Origin of the sequence: Vibrio sp. Vb1166 (assembly GCF_033338695.1) — a bacterium.
Taxonomy (GTDB): domain Bacteria; phylum Pseudomonadota; class Gammaproteobacteria; order Enterobacterales; family Vibrionaceae; genus Vibrio; species Vibrio alginolyticus.
On record NZ_JAWOTE010000001.1, the window covers coordinates 448,104 to 463,222 of the forward strand.

A 15,119-nucleotide genomic window follows, 5' to 3' on the forward strand; every position below is an offset into this window, starting at 1 on the left:
ACCTACGCCGCTAGCGCTTTATCAACCGAGGGCACGGCGTAACCATGCAGCCCTTCTTCAGCAAACTGGATGTAACGTACATCGCCCGCTTTGATATTGAGTTTTTGAACCGTTTCCACGGGCACATCCACTACGATGGTTTTCGTTGAGCTGTCGTTTTGCAATACACAATCAATGCGGAAAAACGCCCCCAGAAACTCGGTTGCGGTAACTCGCACTGGTAAAGAGTTGTTGTAGTTTTCAACAAACTTGATGCTTTCAGGACGCACCGCAAGGTCGAAGCGGTCACCACGTTCGATCTTACGATTGGTCAAGCTTGGCGCTGGCATTAAGGTTTCTGCAATGCGTATTTGGGAATCCGTTGCGACTGAGGTTTCAATAAAGTTCATGCTGCCGACAAACTCAGCGACAAAGCGCGTGGCTGGTTGTTGGTAGATCTCTTGAGGTGTGCCGACTTGCTCAATCACGCCATGGTTCATTACCACGATACGATCCGCCATCGACAGCGCTTCGTCCTGATCGTGCGTAACCATGATGGTGGTGATGCCAAGCTGACGTTGCAGCTTACAAATCTCGTCACGTAAGTGAACACGTACTTTTGCATCCAGCGCTGACAGCGGCTCATCAAGTAGCAGTAGACCCGGAGACAACGCTAATGCGCGAGCGAGTGCTACACGCTGCTGTTGACCACCAGAAAGTTGGTTAGGGAATTTCTCGCCAGAGGTTGGAAGACCAATGGTTTCTAACCAGTAATCTACTTTCTCTAGCGCTTCTTTGGTCGACATACCTTGGTTCTTCAAACCCACTGCAATATTCTCTTGCACAGTTAGGTTCGGAAACAAAGCATAAGATTGGAATACGATGCCGAAATCGCGCTTCTCTGGTGGTAGGAATGTGGTCTCTTGACCGTTTTGAAAAATCGCACCAGACGTTGGCAAGTCTAAACCTGCAATGGCACGTAGCAGAGTGGTTTTACCGCAGCCAGAAGGACCAAGAAAACAAACGAACTCGCCCTTTTCAATCGCTAGCGAGATTTTCTTTAATGCAGTGAACTGTCCGAATTGCTTCACTACATTTTCGATATTTAGGTAATGTTGGTTAGTTGACATAACACACGCTCCAAATGGTATATACCAACTTTAGTTTTGGAGTGTTACGTTCCAATGACAAATTTATAGCCAGAAGATGACAAATAGATGAAGGGAGATGAGAGTGGTAATTAGAGATTCCCGACTTTCTTAAGTCCGTCATTCCAGCGAACCTAGGTGAGACTAGGAATCTACTTGCAGCAAACTCTGAAATAACAGAGAAAACAAAAAATCCACCTCAACCGAGGTGGACTTCAGCATTCAAATTAGAGCAAATTCAATTAAGATTTTGGCTCTGATTTCGCGTCAAACTTCTCAGACCATGCCGCTAGAATCTCTGCACGCTTACTACCCATTTGCGCGAAGTCCATCTTCGCCATGTTCTCTTGAACGTTCGGGAAGTTAGAAACCTTAGCTTTCACTTCTTTATGTGCAACCACTGGGTACATTTCCACGTAAAGCTCGTTTGCCGCTTTAGAGATTGACCAGTCGACAACACGTTTCGCTGCATCCGACTCTTTTACTAGACCAACGGCTTCTGATTCCCAGCCGATGCCTTTTGGTGTGATAACCGCTAGTGGTGCACCTTGTGTTTTCAGCTTCGCGCCGCGGCTTGCCATCGAAATACCGATAGCCACTTCACCCATACCCGCTTGAACACATGGCTTAGAGCCAGAGTGCGTGTAGTGTGCAATGTTCTTATCTAGGTCACGCATGTAGTTCCATGCCTGATCTTCACCCATGTTTTGTAGCCAAGCAGAAACCTGCATGTAGCCAGTGCCTGAAGACGCTGGGTTCGGCATTGCAATGTGACCTTTGTAAACCGGCTTCGTTAGGTCTTCCCAAGACGTTGGTTTCGGTAGGTTAAGTTGTTTCGCTACCGCTTCGTTGAAACAAACTGCGTTAAAGAACGCATCGTTACCGAACCAAGCTTGGTTTGATTGAGGGTCGTTTAGGTTCGCGTGCAGCTCTTCCAAACCTTTTGGTGTGTAAGGCTTAAGAAGACCCTCATCTTTAAGCAGTGCCATTGACGAGCCAGCAAGACCCCAAACCACTTCCGCTTGAGGGTTGTTCTTTTCTGCCAGCAATTTCGCCGTCATGATACCGGTGGAATCGCGAACCCACTTAATCTTGATATCTGGGTTATCTTTCTCAAACGCAGACTTGTATTTAGCAAGAATGTCAGTTTCGAAAGCGGTGTAAACCGTGACTTCCTGTGCTGCCATTGCATTCGTAGCTAGCAGAGAGACAAGTGCAGCCAGCGATCCTTTCATCAAACGGTTTTTCATCATTTTCTCCAGTTAATTTGGCTAAGTTTTCATTTGGTCTGTACCAGTTGACGATATACACCCTACTGAGCCTTTGTGACGAATTCATGACCATTAAATGGCAGTTTTACGAAAATTATCGATGAATAATCGTTCAATTAATCCGCCATTTTCTGGATATTAAAGTTTTATGAAATTGGAGATTCGCCTATTTACTGCCCTTTTCTTCCTCGCTAGAGTGAACTTGAAATTTGGTGTAGACCAATTAGCCTATTCTGATGGAAATCGAGATGAAAAACGAATACCTACTACTGACTCCAGGTCCTCTATCTACTTCTGAAACAGTACGTGAAGCCATGCTAAAAGACTGGTGTACTTGGGATGATGAATACAACAAAGACATTGTAGAAGTGATCCGCACTAAGCTTGTAAAACTGGCGACGGAGCAAGACGGTTACACCAGCGTACTAATGCAAGGTAGCGGCACCGCATCAGTAGAAGCAACGATTGGCAGTGCTATTGGCAAAGATGGAAAATTGTTGGTTGTCGACAACGGTGCTTACGGTGCGCGTATCGCTCAGATCGCTGATTACCTAAATATTCCATGCCATGTAGTTTCCCCAGGCGAAACATCACAGCCACACTTGAACGAGGTGGAAACTGCATTGGCATCGGATCCTGCTATCACACACGTGGCAATTGTTCACTGTGAAACAACCACTGGCATGCTTAACCCAATTGAGGCATTTGCTTCTGCGGCAAAAGCACACGGTAAAGTGGTGATTCTCGATGCCATGTCGAGCTTTGGTGGCATTCCTATCGATATCGCAGAGCTAGGCATCGATTTTATGATCAGCTCTGCAAACAAATGTATTCAAGGCGTGCCGGGCTTTGGCTTTGTGATTGCAAAACAAACTGAGCTCGAAAAGTGCCAAGGTCAGGCACGTTCTTTGAGCCTTGATCTTTACGACCAGTGGCACTGCATGGAAGTGAACCACGGTAAATGGCGTTTCACGTCTCCAACGCACACGGTTCGCGCTTTCTACCAAGCACTGTTAGAGCTGGAGCAAGAAGGCGGCATTGAGGCTCGTCATCACCGTTACCAAACTAACCAGAAAACACTGGTTGCAGGTATGCGCTCCTTGGGGTTTGAGCCACTACTGAGTGATGACCTTCACTCGCCAATCATCACTTCTTTCTACTCTCCGACGCACAGTGATTACCAGTTCAAAGCGTTCTACACGCGTTTGAAAGAGCAAGGCTTCGTGATTTATCCGGGTAAGGTATCGAACGCAGATTGCTTCCGTATCGGCAACATTGGCGAAGTTTACCCAGCAGATATCGAGCGCTTAATCGGTGCAATTGAAAAAGCAATGTACTGGCAAGTTGCGTAAAGCAGCCTTCTGATTGAGAGAGCGTTATGACTCAGAATATCAAACCGACCCATTTCCGCAGCGAAGGCGATGTCAACACAACACCAGCGCGCCAAGCTTGGAATGCATCGATGGATGACGAACGCACGCAAGCCTTGTTAAAGCGTGATTCAGAGGTCTTTCTTCATCAAGCCATGTCGACGCCTTGCTTAGATACCTTGGAAGCAGCAGAAGGCATCTACATCCAAGATGCCACGGGCAAAAAGTACATGGACTTCCATGGCAATAACGTCCACCAGCTGGGCTATGGTCATCCGCATGTGATTAAACGTGTGCAAGAGCAAATTGCCAAACTGCCGTTTTCACCACGTCGTTTTACCAATGAAACCGCAGTTGAATGTGCCGAAAAACTCACCCAAATCTGTGGCGGCGAGTTGAATCGCGTGTTGTTTGCTCCGGGTGGCACATCTGCGGTTGGCATGGCGCTTAAACTAGCCCGCCACATCACGGGCAACTACAAGGTGGTGTCTCTGTGGGATTCTTTCCACGGCGCATCATTGGATGCCATCTCAGTGGGCGGCGAAGCGTGTTTCCGTCAAGGCATGGGACCATTAATGGCAGGTGTTGAGCGCATTCCACCAGCAGTGTCTTACCGAGGCGCTTTTCCAGTTGCCGACGGTAGCGATGTGCATTATGCCGACTACCTTGAATACGTGATTGAGAAAGAAGGCGGCGTGGGCGCATTTATTGCAGAAGCGGTTCGTAATACCGACGTTCAAGTGCCAAGCAAAGCCTACTGGAAACGCATCCGTGAAATCTGTGACAAACACAATGTCATGCTGATCATCGACGACATCCCTAACGGCATGGGTCGCAGTGGTGAATGGTTTACCTACCAAGCCTATGACATCGAGCCAGATATGCTCTGCATCGGTAAAGGTTTGGGCGGAGGGTTAGTGCCTATCGCAGCCATGGTAACCAAAGACAAATACAACACTGCCGAGCAAATCTCCATGGGTCATTACACTCATGAGAAAAGCCCTATCGGTTGTGCTGCGGCACTGGCAACCATGGAAGCTATTGAGCAAGACGGCTTGCTAGATAAAGCCAAAGCCGACAGCCAGTTCATGCGTGAAAAGCTGCTAGAGATGAAAGCCAAATACCCAGTGATTGGTGATGTGCGTGGCATCGGCATGTTATGGGGCATTGAACTGGTCACTGACCACGAAAGCAAAGCACGCGCGTATGACGAAGCGGAGGCTGTGTTGTACCAATGCCTCAACAATGGCGTGAGCTTCAAGGTATCGCAAGGCAATGTGATTCAACTCAGCCCACCGCTGATCATCACTCGCGAACAACTGACAGAAGCGTTGGCGATCTTTGAAGAAGCGATCGCCAAAGTATGCAAAGACTTTAACTACTTCTAACCTCAAAACCAATTTATCCTGAGCGCAGTTCCAATGTGTAGGCAGCGCTCTGGCAAGCAAGAAAAAGGATTGAACATGAGCAACTCACCAATTCAAGCAGTGATCTTTGACTGGGCTGGCACTATCGTCGATTTCGGCTCTTTTGCGCCAACCAGCATCTTTGTGGAAGCGTTCAAACAAGGCTTTGATTTTGATATCGATCTTGAAGAAGCGCGTGAACCAATGGGGCTTGGTAAGTGGGATCACATCCAAGCTGTGGGTCGCATCCCTGCAGTTGATAAGCGTTGGAATGAGAAGTTTGGTCGCTCAATGACCAGTGAAGACATCGACGCTATCTACGCAGCATTTATGCCTCTGCAAAAAGCAAAAGTGGCTGACCACGCAGAGCCAATCCTCAATGCGATTGAAGTTGTGAACGGCCTGAAAGACAAAGGCATCAAGATCGGTTCTTGTTCTGGTTACCCTCGCGAAGTGATGGACGTACTGATTCCTGTTGCAGCGGATTACGGCTACAAACCGGATTACGTGGTAGCAACGGATGACCTGCCTCAAGGTGGTCGCCCTGCACCATTTATGGCACTGAAGAACGTGATTGAGCTGAATGTAACGGACGTTAATACGTGTATCAAAGTGGATGACGCTGCACCGGGTATCGATGAAGGTCACAACGCCGGTATGTGGACCGTTGGTTTGCTGCTTTCTGGTAACGAAGCGGGTCTGACGTTTGAAGAATACCAAGCCGCGGACGAAGCAACACTTAATGCCGCTCGTGAAAAAGCGCGCGCAAAATTGCTCAAGAGCTCGCCGCATTACCTCATCGACACCATTGCTGACTTCCCTGAAGTGGTTACAGATATCGAACGTCGCCTAGCGGCAGGTGAGCGTCCGTAATCTTCATCTTCCACTAACAAATGAAACAAACGCCCCTCACGTGAGGGGCGTTTTTCTTTTTGGCACTATCTTAAGGAGGTTTGGCTTATTGAAGCGTATTTCCGTTAGATAGCAGCTTTCTTGTCGGCTCTTGCTCAGTGTATTCGACCGCATCGTGATCCGCGAGCTTATCGACTTCCGCCTGTTCACCCACCACAATCAACACATGTTGTTTCACCAGAGCATCGACCACTTCAATGTTGTGCTGACGAAGAAGCGCTCTCACTTCGCTCTCTTTTCCTTCATGATACTTAACAAAGTAACGTGCAGGTTGCTGCTCGGCTTGATCTTGGCGTTCATCCACGAGAGGAAATCCTTGATTGTTTGCCAAGCTGCTTGAGCTCAGTCCGATTGCCAATAGTGCGGTAGCGCCTACCACAGACAAAGAAAGTAAGGTCAACTTCTTCATAGTCACTCCTTATTGAAAGGTCAGAGTCCAACTGTTGATGGTGCCTGTGTCTCTTCTGGCACTGTCCACCGCTTTTAGTTCCCATGTACCTTGCGATTCAAAACCAGAAAAATCCGCTTGGAACGTGTTTTTTATATCGTTAGCGCTGCCGCCAGTATTATTGTGAAGTACAACTTCTCCACCAGTCGGTGACGTTAAAGTCACTCGTAGATCACCGATGTAAGTGTGGCTAATATCAACGTCAATACTTACTGTGCCTGAATCACCAGAGCGATCGACTTCTACTGCACTGATTGCGCCAGAAGATTTATTATCTGGAATCGCAACAGGGCTGGTATTTGAGAAGCTAGAGTCCGAAGAGCTACCACCATCAGGTCCATTACAGCCAGCGTCCAAGAACAGCTTCGCCGCTTCAGCATTAACTAGGCCGTGGCCAGTACGGTTGTCTCGACCAGCAACATCAATATCTGTTGCAGTTTTCACTAGGGCATTACGTACTTGCGCTGCTGTACAGGTTGGGTGGTAACTCCACACCAAGCCAGCTACGCCCGTTACGTGCGGTGTCGCCATTGATGTACCATTGTAGTACTCGTAATCTTCACCAGAGGTTGTTGCAACAGTAATTTCCTGACCAACATACCCCAATAGCTCTTGACCAAATGCACGATCAACCGTTACCGAAACCATACGATAAGCGTTGTTTGTGTCTACCAAGAAAGGGTTTTGTAAACCAGGTAGTTCAGAGTTGCTGTATACGATTGCAGCTCGCGCACCCGCATTGTAACAAGCCTGAACCGCATCTACTTCAGGGTAGTTTCCTGAAGACTGGTTGCCGATACGCTCAGTCAAACAAATTTTGCCCGACATATCACCACAGTTAAAGTTACCGCCAGAGACATCACAGCTATCTAGCGTTGCCGTTACTGAACCCGCGATTGGATCCGGAACATACGAAGAACCGTTATTGATCAAACGATTGTGAGGAACAATCCCACGATCAAACTGGCTTACACCATTCAAGGTAATATCAGAAAGTTTACCTTCACCTACCGTAACCGTTGATAAGATCGCCACACCCGGGCCTGAGATCTCAACTTGATTAGTAGATTGTGAGAACGCCGCATGATCATTTTGATTATCAACAGCCGCAACAGACATCACTGAGTCATAAGAAGCTGGATAGCTGTGCGCTGTATTGCCATCATTACCCGCAGCGGCGATCAATAGAACGCCTTGATCGTAAATATTTTGCAGTGCATTTTGCTCAGTTCGGCTTGATTGACTACCACCAAGGCTCATGTTCACAACGTTAGCACCATTATCGGCACAGGTCTGGATTGCTTTAACAAGCCCAGATGAGTAACCCCAACCCGATTCGTTAAATACTTTCACGATGTGCAAATTAACATTCTGGTTTGGCATCACACCCTTTACACCTTCGGTGTTGGCAATCGCAGCAATCGTACCCGCGACGTGAGTACCGTGGGCATTGTTGTTACCCGGATCACTCCATGATCCCGTACCACTATCGTTAGTACCAGCAACGCGGTTACCGCTTAGGTCGTTGTGCGAAATGTCGTACCCTGAATCGATAATACATACAGTGCGATTACCCGCATTGAAGTCAGCTAACAGTTGAGCATTAACCGCTTCATATCCCCATGGGGTCGTTTCGCTGAGCAAATAGCGAGGTGGATCGACTTCCACGTATTCCACATCACTACGGTTGCGAAGCGGCTCTAAGTCATCGCCATCCAATTCAACGCTGTAAATGGCGCGATTGCCCAGTTTTTCCACCTTACGTGCCTTCACCTGTTCTAGAGCAGACTCCTGCGCGATTCGTGGCCCCCAGAATGAGTTACCCCCCATTGAAGAACGGCTGACTGCATCTTCTTTGAATTTGACGATGTACTTCGTCGGTAACTTAGATTCATCAAATCCCATTGGTGGAGCCGCAAACGCTGACATCGAAGTGGTCAGTGCTATTGCTACGGCAGACAACGAAAATAAGCCTTGTTTTTTACTTGTTGTGTAGTGCATTTGCCCTATTCCTTATTTGAGCTAATTTTTATTCACTATATTCTCATGAAAAGTCATCATCATGATGTTTACATGAGAGCTTCAGCTATAGTTTACAGAGCAAAAATGCCAAACAATTTGTTTCATGAATATACAAATTTGTACAAAAGATCATTCAATAAACACTTTAAGTTAACATCAAAAATCATCAACAAAACCTTATAAAGCAATTACTTAATTAACAAAAAGTGAATGTTAAATTAATGTTAGTGAGTAATTATTCTAAATATCACCCATTTAATCGATTGCTATGCTGAATGGATTTTTTGACCGTGGTGCCAAAACTGAAATATTGAATATTTAGTTGTTGACTGTCTTGAGCATTTACTCAGAATTAGAAGGTTTAGTGAGAAAAATTCTCATCTAAATACTGTTATAGCCGAGCGTATTCACGCATTCGGAACAATAACCATTACAAGAAGAGTGAATGATGAAAAAAACAATCACACTATTAACTGCATTACTTCCGCTTGCCTCCGCCATTGCAGAGGAGCCAACTTTATCACCGGCAATGGTTTCTGCGGCTGAAGTGGTTAGCGCGCAAGAAAATCAAACTTATACGTACGTTCGATGCTGGTATCGTACGAGCCACTCTAAGGACGATGCGGCTACCGATTGGAAATGGGCAAAAAACCAAGATGGTAGTGACTTCACTATCGATGGTTATTGGTGGAGCTCTGTCTCATTTAAAAACATGTTCTACACCAATACCTCACAAAACGTAATTCGCCAGCGTTGTGAAGAAACACTAGATCTAGCGAACGAGAACGCAGACATTACATTTTTTGCTGCTGACAATCGTTATTCTTATAACCACACGATCTGGAGCAATGATGCTGCAATGCAACCAGATCAAATCAACAAGGTAGTGGCTTTGGGCGATAGCTTGTCTGATACAGGCAACATCTTTAACGCGTCCCAATGGCGCTTCCCTAACCCGAATAGCTGGTTCTTGGGTCACTTCTCAAACGGTTTTGTTTGGACGGAATACGTTGCTAAAGCCAAAAACTTACCGCTATACAACTGGGCAGTTGGTGGCGCAGCAGGTGAAAACCAATACATCGCGCTAACTGGTGTCGGCGAACAAGTTTCTTCTTACTTAACCTACACAAAGCTGGCGAAGAACTACAACCCTGCTAACACATTGTTTACGTTAGAGTTTGGTTTAAATGATTTCATGAACTACAACCGTAGCGTGCCGGAAGTAAAAGCGGATTACGCTGAAGCTCTGATTCGTTTAACAGACGCTGGCGCGAAGAACTTCATGTTGATGACACTGCCTGATGCAACCAAAGCACCACAGTTCAAATACTCAACACAGGAAGAAATTGAAACGATTCGTGCGAAAGTATTGAAGATGAACGAGTTCATCAAAGCACAAGCGATGTACTACAAAGCCCAAGGCTACAACATCGCATTGTTTGATACACACGCACTGTTTGAGAAGTTAACCTCGGCACCAGAAGAACACGGTTTCGTAAATGCAAGCGACCCTTGCTTAGACATCAACCGTTCATCCTCTGTTGACTACATGTACACTCACTCATTACGTTCTGAATGTGCAGCATCTGGCGCAGATAAGTTCGTGTTCTGGGATGTGACTCACCCAACCACAGCAACGCATCGTTATGTGGCTGAAAAAATGTTAGAAAGCAGCAATAACTTAGAAGAGTTTCGCTTTTAATAAGCCGTTGTTGTTCATTGCAAATTAATCTGCATAAAAATGACCACGATGCTTCGTGGTCATTTTTTATCGATATCGAACCCCGATAACGGTTTTATTTGAGCTCACTTACTTCAAGCCGTTGATTTAGAGACGTTGACTTTGAGCAGCCTCATTCAGCTTTCTGTTTTTGGTACGTTACCGCGGAAGCTGTCCACCATAATAGAGATCAACGTCTTTAAGGTTACATCATCACTGCGGTATGAGTAGGCTCGTATACCCGTAAACTGAACCTGGAACAACTGAGCAAGAAGCAATGTATCCTGGGCTTCAATTTCGCCATTCTCGATTGCTCGCTCAAACAGCTTTGCAAGAAAAGATTCAAATTGGTTTGCTAAGCTGATTGTTTGATTGCGCAGCGCATTAAAATCCTCAGCAAATTCACTTGCTGATTTGACTAACATGCACACTTCACTGGGATTGGAGTCTCGCTGATTGATAACCACATCAATCGCGAAAGCTTCTATTGCATCTAGAACCGTTGTGTTCTGAGCTAAATGCAACTCAAACAGGGCTTGCAAGTTCGCAACGTACATTTTTAGCGCTTCACAATATAGCCCCTCTTTTGACCCAAACGTCGCATAAATACTTCCAGGACGCAGATTCACGCTATCTTGTAAATCACGTGTAGATGTTGCATGAAAACCTTTCTTCCAGAATAGATCCGAGGCGGCTTTCACCACTTCATCACGTTGGAATTTCTTTGTATTCGCCATGAGCAATTATCAATTTTGAACATATGCTCAATTTTATATTGAGCGACCGCTCAAAATCAACTATCCTGTTCTTGCCTAATCCGCTCATATCCAATTACAGGAGATTTAAACATGGCAGAATTTAAACTGTATACCGCAGAAAACGCACCCGAAGGATCAAAGCACCTGATTGAAAATTCAGTCAAAGCGTTTGGCATGCTACCAAACCTTCATGCTGTTATGGCTGAAGCGCCAACCTTGCTTGAGGGTTATCAAGTTGTGCATGAGCTCTTTCAACAAACATCATTTAACGCAGAAGAATTGACCGTCGTATGGCAAACCATCAACGTTGAACATGGTTGTCACTACTGCGTTCCTGCTCATAGTGCGATCGCGGCGTCAATGAAAGTGGATCAGGAGATTGTCGATGCTCTCGTCAACCAAACACCATTGGCAGACGAAAAACTTGAAACACTACGAGAGACAACGCTTCAAATGGTGCGCCAACGTGGTGTAGTTGAAGAGTCTCAGATAGAGAAATTCTTTGCGGCGGGTTACGGACAGCAGCAACTGCTTGAAATTGTTCTTGGTCTAGCGCAAAAAGTGATGAGTAACTACACCAATCACCTAGCTGACACCCCGGTTGATGCACCTTTCAAGAAGTTCGCCAAGTAACTTAAGCTTTTATTACTGGTCCCATTCATGGGACCAGTAATACCTTCAAAAAAAGCTTTGTTGCATGGCGCTTCGCTAGTGTGTGCTGACCCCTAATTACAACGGCGCAACGTCGGTTCCTCCTAAAGACTGGTAAAGCGTAACCTGAGTGAGAAACTGGTTGTAGCGGTTCTCCAACAAAGAAGCTTGTGCGTTTCTGGTGTCTTCTTGGGCATTCAAATAGTCCATGATCGATGTCGAGCCATACTGATACCGCGCAGCATAAATGGACTCAGCGGCACTTGCGGCATCATATTGTTCTTGTAAACGCGCCGCTTGATACTTCAATTTTTCTCGTGCTGACAAGGCATTTTCGACATCTTGGAAGGCGGCGTACAACACTTGGCGATAGCTCACAATGGCCGATTGATAGTCTAAATCGGCAATGGCTTGGCTGTTTTTCATCTCATTCCACTGCAAAAACGGTAGCGTCATATCCGCACCTAAACTGCCGATCGGGTTGGAAAGCAGGTCTTTGAGCGCTTGTGACGATCCACCCAAAGCCCCAGTGAGCGTCAGCTTAGGCAAATAGTCCAAATCTGCTGCGTCTTTATTTGCTAGCGCGGCTTTGACTTCGTAAATCGCTGCTTTAATGTCGGGTCTGCGGATCAATAAATCAGACGGAGCACCAACACTCAACGATGGCATATCGCCTTCAGGCAGCATTTGGATGGTCGCACTGATGCTCTTCGGCGGTTGATTGAACAAAATCGCAAAGGCGTTGTTTGCCTCAAGTAAACTCTGTTCAAATTCACTTTGCTGCGCTTGTAAGCTTGCCAACGTACGTTTGGCTTCAAGCACATCTAACTGATCCACAGCGCCAAGTTGGTACTGTTTTTCAATCAATTGTAGCGTTTGAGCTGCGTCTTCCACATTACGCTGACTGAGGTTTAAACGCTGTTTCAGATAGCCGATTTGCCAATATAACGATGCCGTCGTTGCCACCAAACTTTGTGCGGTCGCCTCGCGATCTTGTTGACTTGCCATCGCCGTCCACTTGGCTTGGTCAACGTCTGCCGAGATTTTTCCCCACAAATCCAACTCGTAATTGACGGACAAGTTAGTGCTGTAGCTATCTGCCGATTCCCCGCTATCAAGAGATTTTTGAACTTGTCCTGATGTGGAAGAACTCAACGTAGGGAAAAGGTCATCTTGCGCTAAACCCACCTGTAAACGCGCTTTCTTTAGCGTTAGCGTTGCCAGCGTCAAATCGTTGTTTTGAGCCAACACCTGAGTAATGTATTGATTAAGCGTTGGGTCGTTAAACGCCAACCACCAAGGATCCATACTGACATCACCCGCAACATGCATCTGTTGCCAATTTGCAGGCACTTGCACCGCAGGTGCTTGATAGTCACTACGCATAAGCGACCCACAACCTGACAACCACACTGCACTTAAGGCAGCCGCGACCAATCGAGTTTTGAATTTCATTGTGTTACTCATTTTTAGTCTCTCGCTAGCGCTTCTATCGGATCGAGTTTGGCGGCATTGCGAGCGGGTAAAAAGCCGAAGGCGATGCCAATCAACGTTGAGCAAATAAACGCCCAGATGATCGAGTTCATTGAGTAAATCATTTGGAAGCTGCTGCCAGATGTACTGAATGCAAAACCAATCAAAAATGCCAAGCCAATACCAGCAATGCCACCACACAAACACACCAGTACCGCTTCAATCAAAAACTGACGCAAAATATCCGCTTGCCGCGCACCCACAGCCATTCGTACACCGATCTCTTTCGTGCGCTCTGTCACCGACACCAACATGATGTTCATTACGCCAATTCCGCCGACAATTAGGGAGATCACCGCAATCGCTGAGATCAGTAACGTCATGGTTGCGGTGGTTTTCTCGATGCTCTGACGAATGGTGTCAGTGTTAATCGTGAAGAAATCTTCTGTACCGTGGCGCATTTTTAACAAGTTGATGATGCTCTGTTCTACCGCTGCGCTTGGGGCGTTCTCATCAATCCGTACAGTAATGCCGTTGAGGTAGCGTTGTCCCATCATTCGTCCCGACATGGTGGTGTATGGCACCCAAATTTTCAGCGCGTCGCTGTTGCCAAACGCGTCTTCTTTTTTCTGCGTGACACCCACAATACGCACTGGCAATGAACCAAGAAAAATCACTTCACCAATCGGATTTCTATCCGCAAACATTTCCTTTCTGGTGTTGTCATCAATCACTGCTTCTTGGGCGAGCGAATTCACGCTCTCTTCATCCCAAAACTGACCTTTGGCGATCTCATAACCGCGCACACGGAAATAATCTTCCCCAACCCCTTCCACAGACGCGGTTGCATCCTGATTGGCATAACGCACGGTTAAGCTGTTGGATAAAGACGGCGTGACACTGTCGACAAAAGGTAGACTCTCCAACGATTTAGCATCGTCGGCGGTTAGCGTTTTCACTCGTCCGGAGCGGCGGTCACCAAACCCTTTGCCCGGCCTGACATCAATGGTGTTTGTTCCCATGGATGAAATATTCGACAAAATTTGCTGTTGTGAACCATTACCTAGTGCCACCACGGAAACCACCGAGGCTATACCAATAATGATGCCGAGCATGGTCAAAAACGTGCGCATTCTGTGGCTAGACATCGCCAGCAGCGCCATTTTGAGCGCGTCAATAAAACTGTCCCACTTCCACCACTTACTGGCGGCTTGCGCTGGGCGATGAAAAGACGCGCTCGGTGTCTTTGCTGCTTGCTCATTGATTACAACTTGTGCATTTGGCGTATCTGCAATGATTTCACCATCTTTGATTTCAATGATGCGATCCGCAAAGTTCGCCACATTCATATCATGAGTCACTAAGATGATCGTATGCCCAAGTTGATGCAACTCTTTAAGCAGTGCCATCATCTCTTGCCCACTGTGACTGTCTAATGCGCCAGTGGGCTCATCAGCGAGAATCACCTCACCACCGTTCATCAGTGCACGAGCAACACTCACGCGCTGTTGCTGGCCGCCACTTAGTTGGCTGGGCTTGTGAGTCAAACGATCTTCCAGCCCTAAGCGAGCCAATAACGACTGCGCTCGCTCCGTTCTTTGACGATGAGGAACTCCCGCGTAAACCGCAGGTACTTCCACGTTTGCCACCGCGGTTAAATCCCCCAGCAGATGGTAACGCTGGAATATAAAGCCAAAATACTCGCGGCGCAGCTCCGCCAGTTGATCAGATTCCAACGTCGAGACATCTTGCCCATTAATGAAGTATCGACCGCTGGACGGTTTATCCAAGCAGCCGAGCACATTCATCAGCGTCGATTTACCTGAGCCTGATGCCCCCACGATCGCGACCATTTCACCGCGTTTTATCTCTAAATTAATGTGGTTCAACACGGTAAGCGACTCGTCGCCAGAGACAAATCGTCGAGTTAAATCCTCAACTTTTAAAAGCACGTCACTCAT

At 46.8% G+C, this 15,119-nt stretch carries 12 protein-coding genes; 5 read left to right on the forward strand and 7 right to left on the reverse strand.

Annotated elements, in window-relative coordinates; translation table 11 throughout:
* Positions 1–2: 2 nt before the first annotated feature.
* Positions 3–1,109 carry a putative 2-aminoethylphosphonate ABC transporter ATP-binding protein gene (locus R7E51_RS01945; RefSeq protein ID WP_017819754.1) on the reverse strand — a complete coding sequence of 369 codons (1,107 nt, stop codon included), beginning with the start codon at positions 1,107–1,109 and terminating at the stop codon, positions 3–5.
* A 260-nt stretch (positions 1,110–1,369) separates the two neighbouring features.
* Complete coding sequence (locus tag R7E51_RS01950; protein ID WP_038890633.1) at positions 1,370–2,380, reverse strand: putative 2-aminoethylphosphonate ABC transporter substrate-binding protein; 1,011 nt, start codon at positions 2,378–2,380, stop codon at positions 1,370–1,372.
* Between the two features lie 266 nt (positions 2,381–2,646).
* On the opposite strand from R7E51_RS01950, the gene phnW reads away from it, so the two are divergent.
* The 3 genes from phnW to phnX all read left to right on the forward strand — a co-directional run bounded on the left by phnW (position 2,647) and on the right by phnX (position 6,047).
* Positions 2,647–3,750, forward strand: coding sequence for a 2-aminoethylphosphonate--pyruvate transaminase (gene phnW / locus R7E51_RS01955; RefSeq protein ID WP_045457715.1), 1,104 nt, complete (start codon positions 2,647–2,649; stop codon positions 3,748–3,750).
* 26 nt (positions 3,751–3,776) lie between these two features.
* Positions 3,777–5,156 carry an aspartate aminotransferase family protein gene (locus tag R7E51_RS01960; RefSeq protein WP_206957442.1) on the forward strand — a complete coding sequence of 460 codons (1,380 nt, stop codon included), beginning with the start codon at positions 3,777–3,779 and terminating at the stop codon, positions 5,154–5,156.
* Between the two features lie 75 nt (positions 5,157–5,231).
* Positions 5,232–6,047 carry a phosphonoacetaldehyde hydrolase gene (gene phnX / locus R7E51_RS01965; protein WP_206957441.1) on the forward strand — a complete coding sequence of 272 codons (816 nt, stop codon included), beginning with the start codon at positions 5,232–5,234 and terminating at the stop codon, positions 6,045–6,047.
* A gap of 85 nt (positions 6,048–6,132) precedes the next feature.
* Here the strand turns inward: phnX and R7E51_RS01970 are convergent, their stop codons facing one another.
* Both R7E51_RS01970 and R7E51_RS01975 read right to left on the reverse strand, forming a co-directional pair.
* Entirely contained in the window at positions 6,133–6,495 is a 363-nt protein-coding gene (locus R7E51_RS01970; protein ID WP_017819750.1) for a hypothetical protein, read from the reverse strand.
* A gap of 9 nt (positions 6,496–6,504) precedes the next feature.
* Positions 6,505–8,535, reverse strand: a complete 2,031-nt coding sequence (locus tag R7E51_RS01975) for a S8 family serine peptidase (protein ID WP_017819749.1) — start codon at positions 8,533–8,535, stop codon at positions 6,505–6,507.
* A 466-nt stretch (positions 8,536–9,001) separates the two neighbouring features.
* On the opposite strand from R7E51_RS01975, the gene R7E51_RS01980 reads away from it, so the two are divergent.
* The gene (locus R7E51_RS01980; protein ID WP_017819748.1) at positions 9,002–10,258 is read left to right on the forward strand and encodes a type 2 secretion system lipase; all 1,257 of its coding nucleotides are present in this window, start codon (positions 9,002–9,004) and stop codon (positions 10,256–10,258) included.
* A gap of 155 nt (positions 10,259–10,413) precedes the next feature.
* On the opposite strand, the gene R7E51_RS01985 is transcribed toward R7E51_RS01980, so the two are convergent.
* A complete protein-coding gene (locus R7E51_RS01985) occupies positions 10,414–11,013 on the reverse strand; it encodes a TetR/AcrR family transcriptional regulator (RefSeq protein WP_017819747.1) in 600 nt (199 codons plus the stop codon).
* 111 nt (positions 11,014–11,124) lie between these two features.
* Between R7E51_RS01985 and R7E51_RS01990 the strand changes: the two genes are divergently transcribed.
* Positions 11,125–11,667 (forward strand): carboxymuconolactone decarboxylase family protein, encoded by a 543-nt coding sequence (locus R7E51_RS01990; protein WP_005374097.1) that lies wholly within the window; start codon positions 11,125–11,127, stop codon positions 11,665–11,667.
* 96 nt (positions 11,668–11,763) lie between these two features.
* On the opposite strand, the gene R7E51_RS01995 is transcribed toward R7E51_RS01990, so the two are convergent.
* Positions 11,764–13,140, reverse strand: coding sequence for an efflux transporter outer membrane subunit (locus tag R7E51_RS01995; RefSeq protein ID WP_206957495.1), 1,377 nt, complete (start codon positions 13,138–13,140; stop codon positions 11,764–11,766).
* Between the two features lie 14 nt (positions 13,141–13,154).
* Positions 13,155–15,119, reverse strand: a complete 1,965-nt coding sequence (locus tag R7E51_RS02000) for a MacB family efflux pump subunit (protein WP_029855402.1) — start codon at positions 15,117–15,119, stop codon at positions 13,155–13,157.

What these genes read in the sequence shown, in the direction of transcription:
- R7E51_RS01960 (WP_206957442.1), top strand. Translation starts at nt 3,777, where the DNA reads ATGACTCAGAATATCAAACCGACCCATTTCCGCAGCGAAGGCGATGTC.
- R7E51_RS01945 (WP_017819754.1), bottom strand. Translation starts at nt 1,109, where the DNA reads ATGTCAACTAACCAACATTACCTAAATATCGAAAATGTAGTGAAGCAA.
- R7E51_RS02000 (WP_029855402.1), bottom strand. Translation starts at nt 15,119, where the DNA reads ATGAGTGACGTGCTTTTAAAAGTTGAGGATTTAACTCGACGATTTGTC.
- R7E51_RS01970 (WP_017819750.1), bottom strand. Translation starts at nt 6,495, where the DNA reads ATGAAGAAGTTGACCTTACTTTCTTTGTCTGTGGTAGGCGCTACCGCA.
- R7E51_RS01990 (WP_005374097.1), top strand. Translation starts at nt 11,125, where the DNA reads ATGGCAGAATTTAAACTGTATACCGCAGAAAACGCACCCGAAGGATCA.
- phnW (WP_045457715.1), top strand. Translation starts at nt 2,647, where the DNA reads ATGAAAAACGAATACCTACTACTGACTCCAGGTCCTCTATCTACTTCT.
- R7E51_RS01980 (WP_017819748.1), top strand. Translation starts at nt 9,002, where the DNA reads ATGATGAAAAAAACAATCACACTATTAACTGCATTACTTCCGCTTGCC.
- R7E51_RS01975 (WP_017819749.1), bottom strand. Translation starts at nt 8,535, where the DNA reads ATGCACTACACAACAAGTAAAAAACAAGGCTTATTTTCGTTGTCTGCC.
- R7E51_RS01995 (WP_206957495.1), bottom strand. Translation starts at nt 13,140, where the DNA reads ATGAAATTCAAAACTCGATTGGTCGCGGCTGCCTTAAGTGCAGTGTGG.
- R7E51_RS01985 (WP_017819747.1), bottom strand. Translation starts at nt 11,013, where the DNA reads ATGGCGAATACAAAGAAATTCCAACGTGATGAAGTGGTGAAAGCCGCC.
- phnX (WP_206957441.1), top strand. Translation starts at nt 5,232, where the DNA reads ATGAGCAACTCACCAATTCAAGCAGTGATCTTTGACTGGGCTGGCACT.
- R7E51_RS01950 (WP_038890633.1), bottom strand. Translation starts at nt 2,380, where the DNA reads ATGATGAAAAACCGTTTGATGAAAGGATCGCTGGCTGCACTTGTCTCT.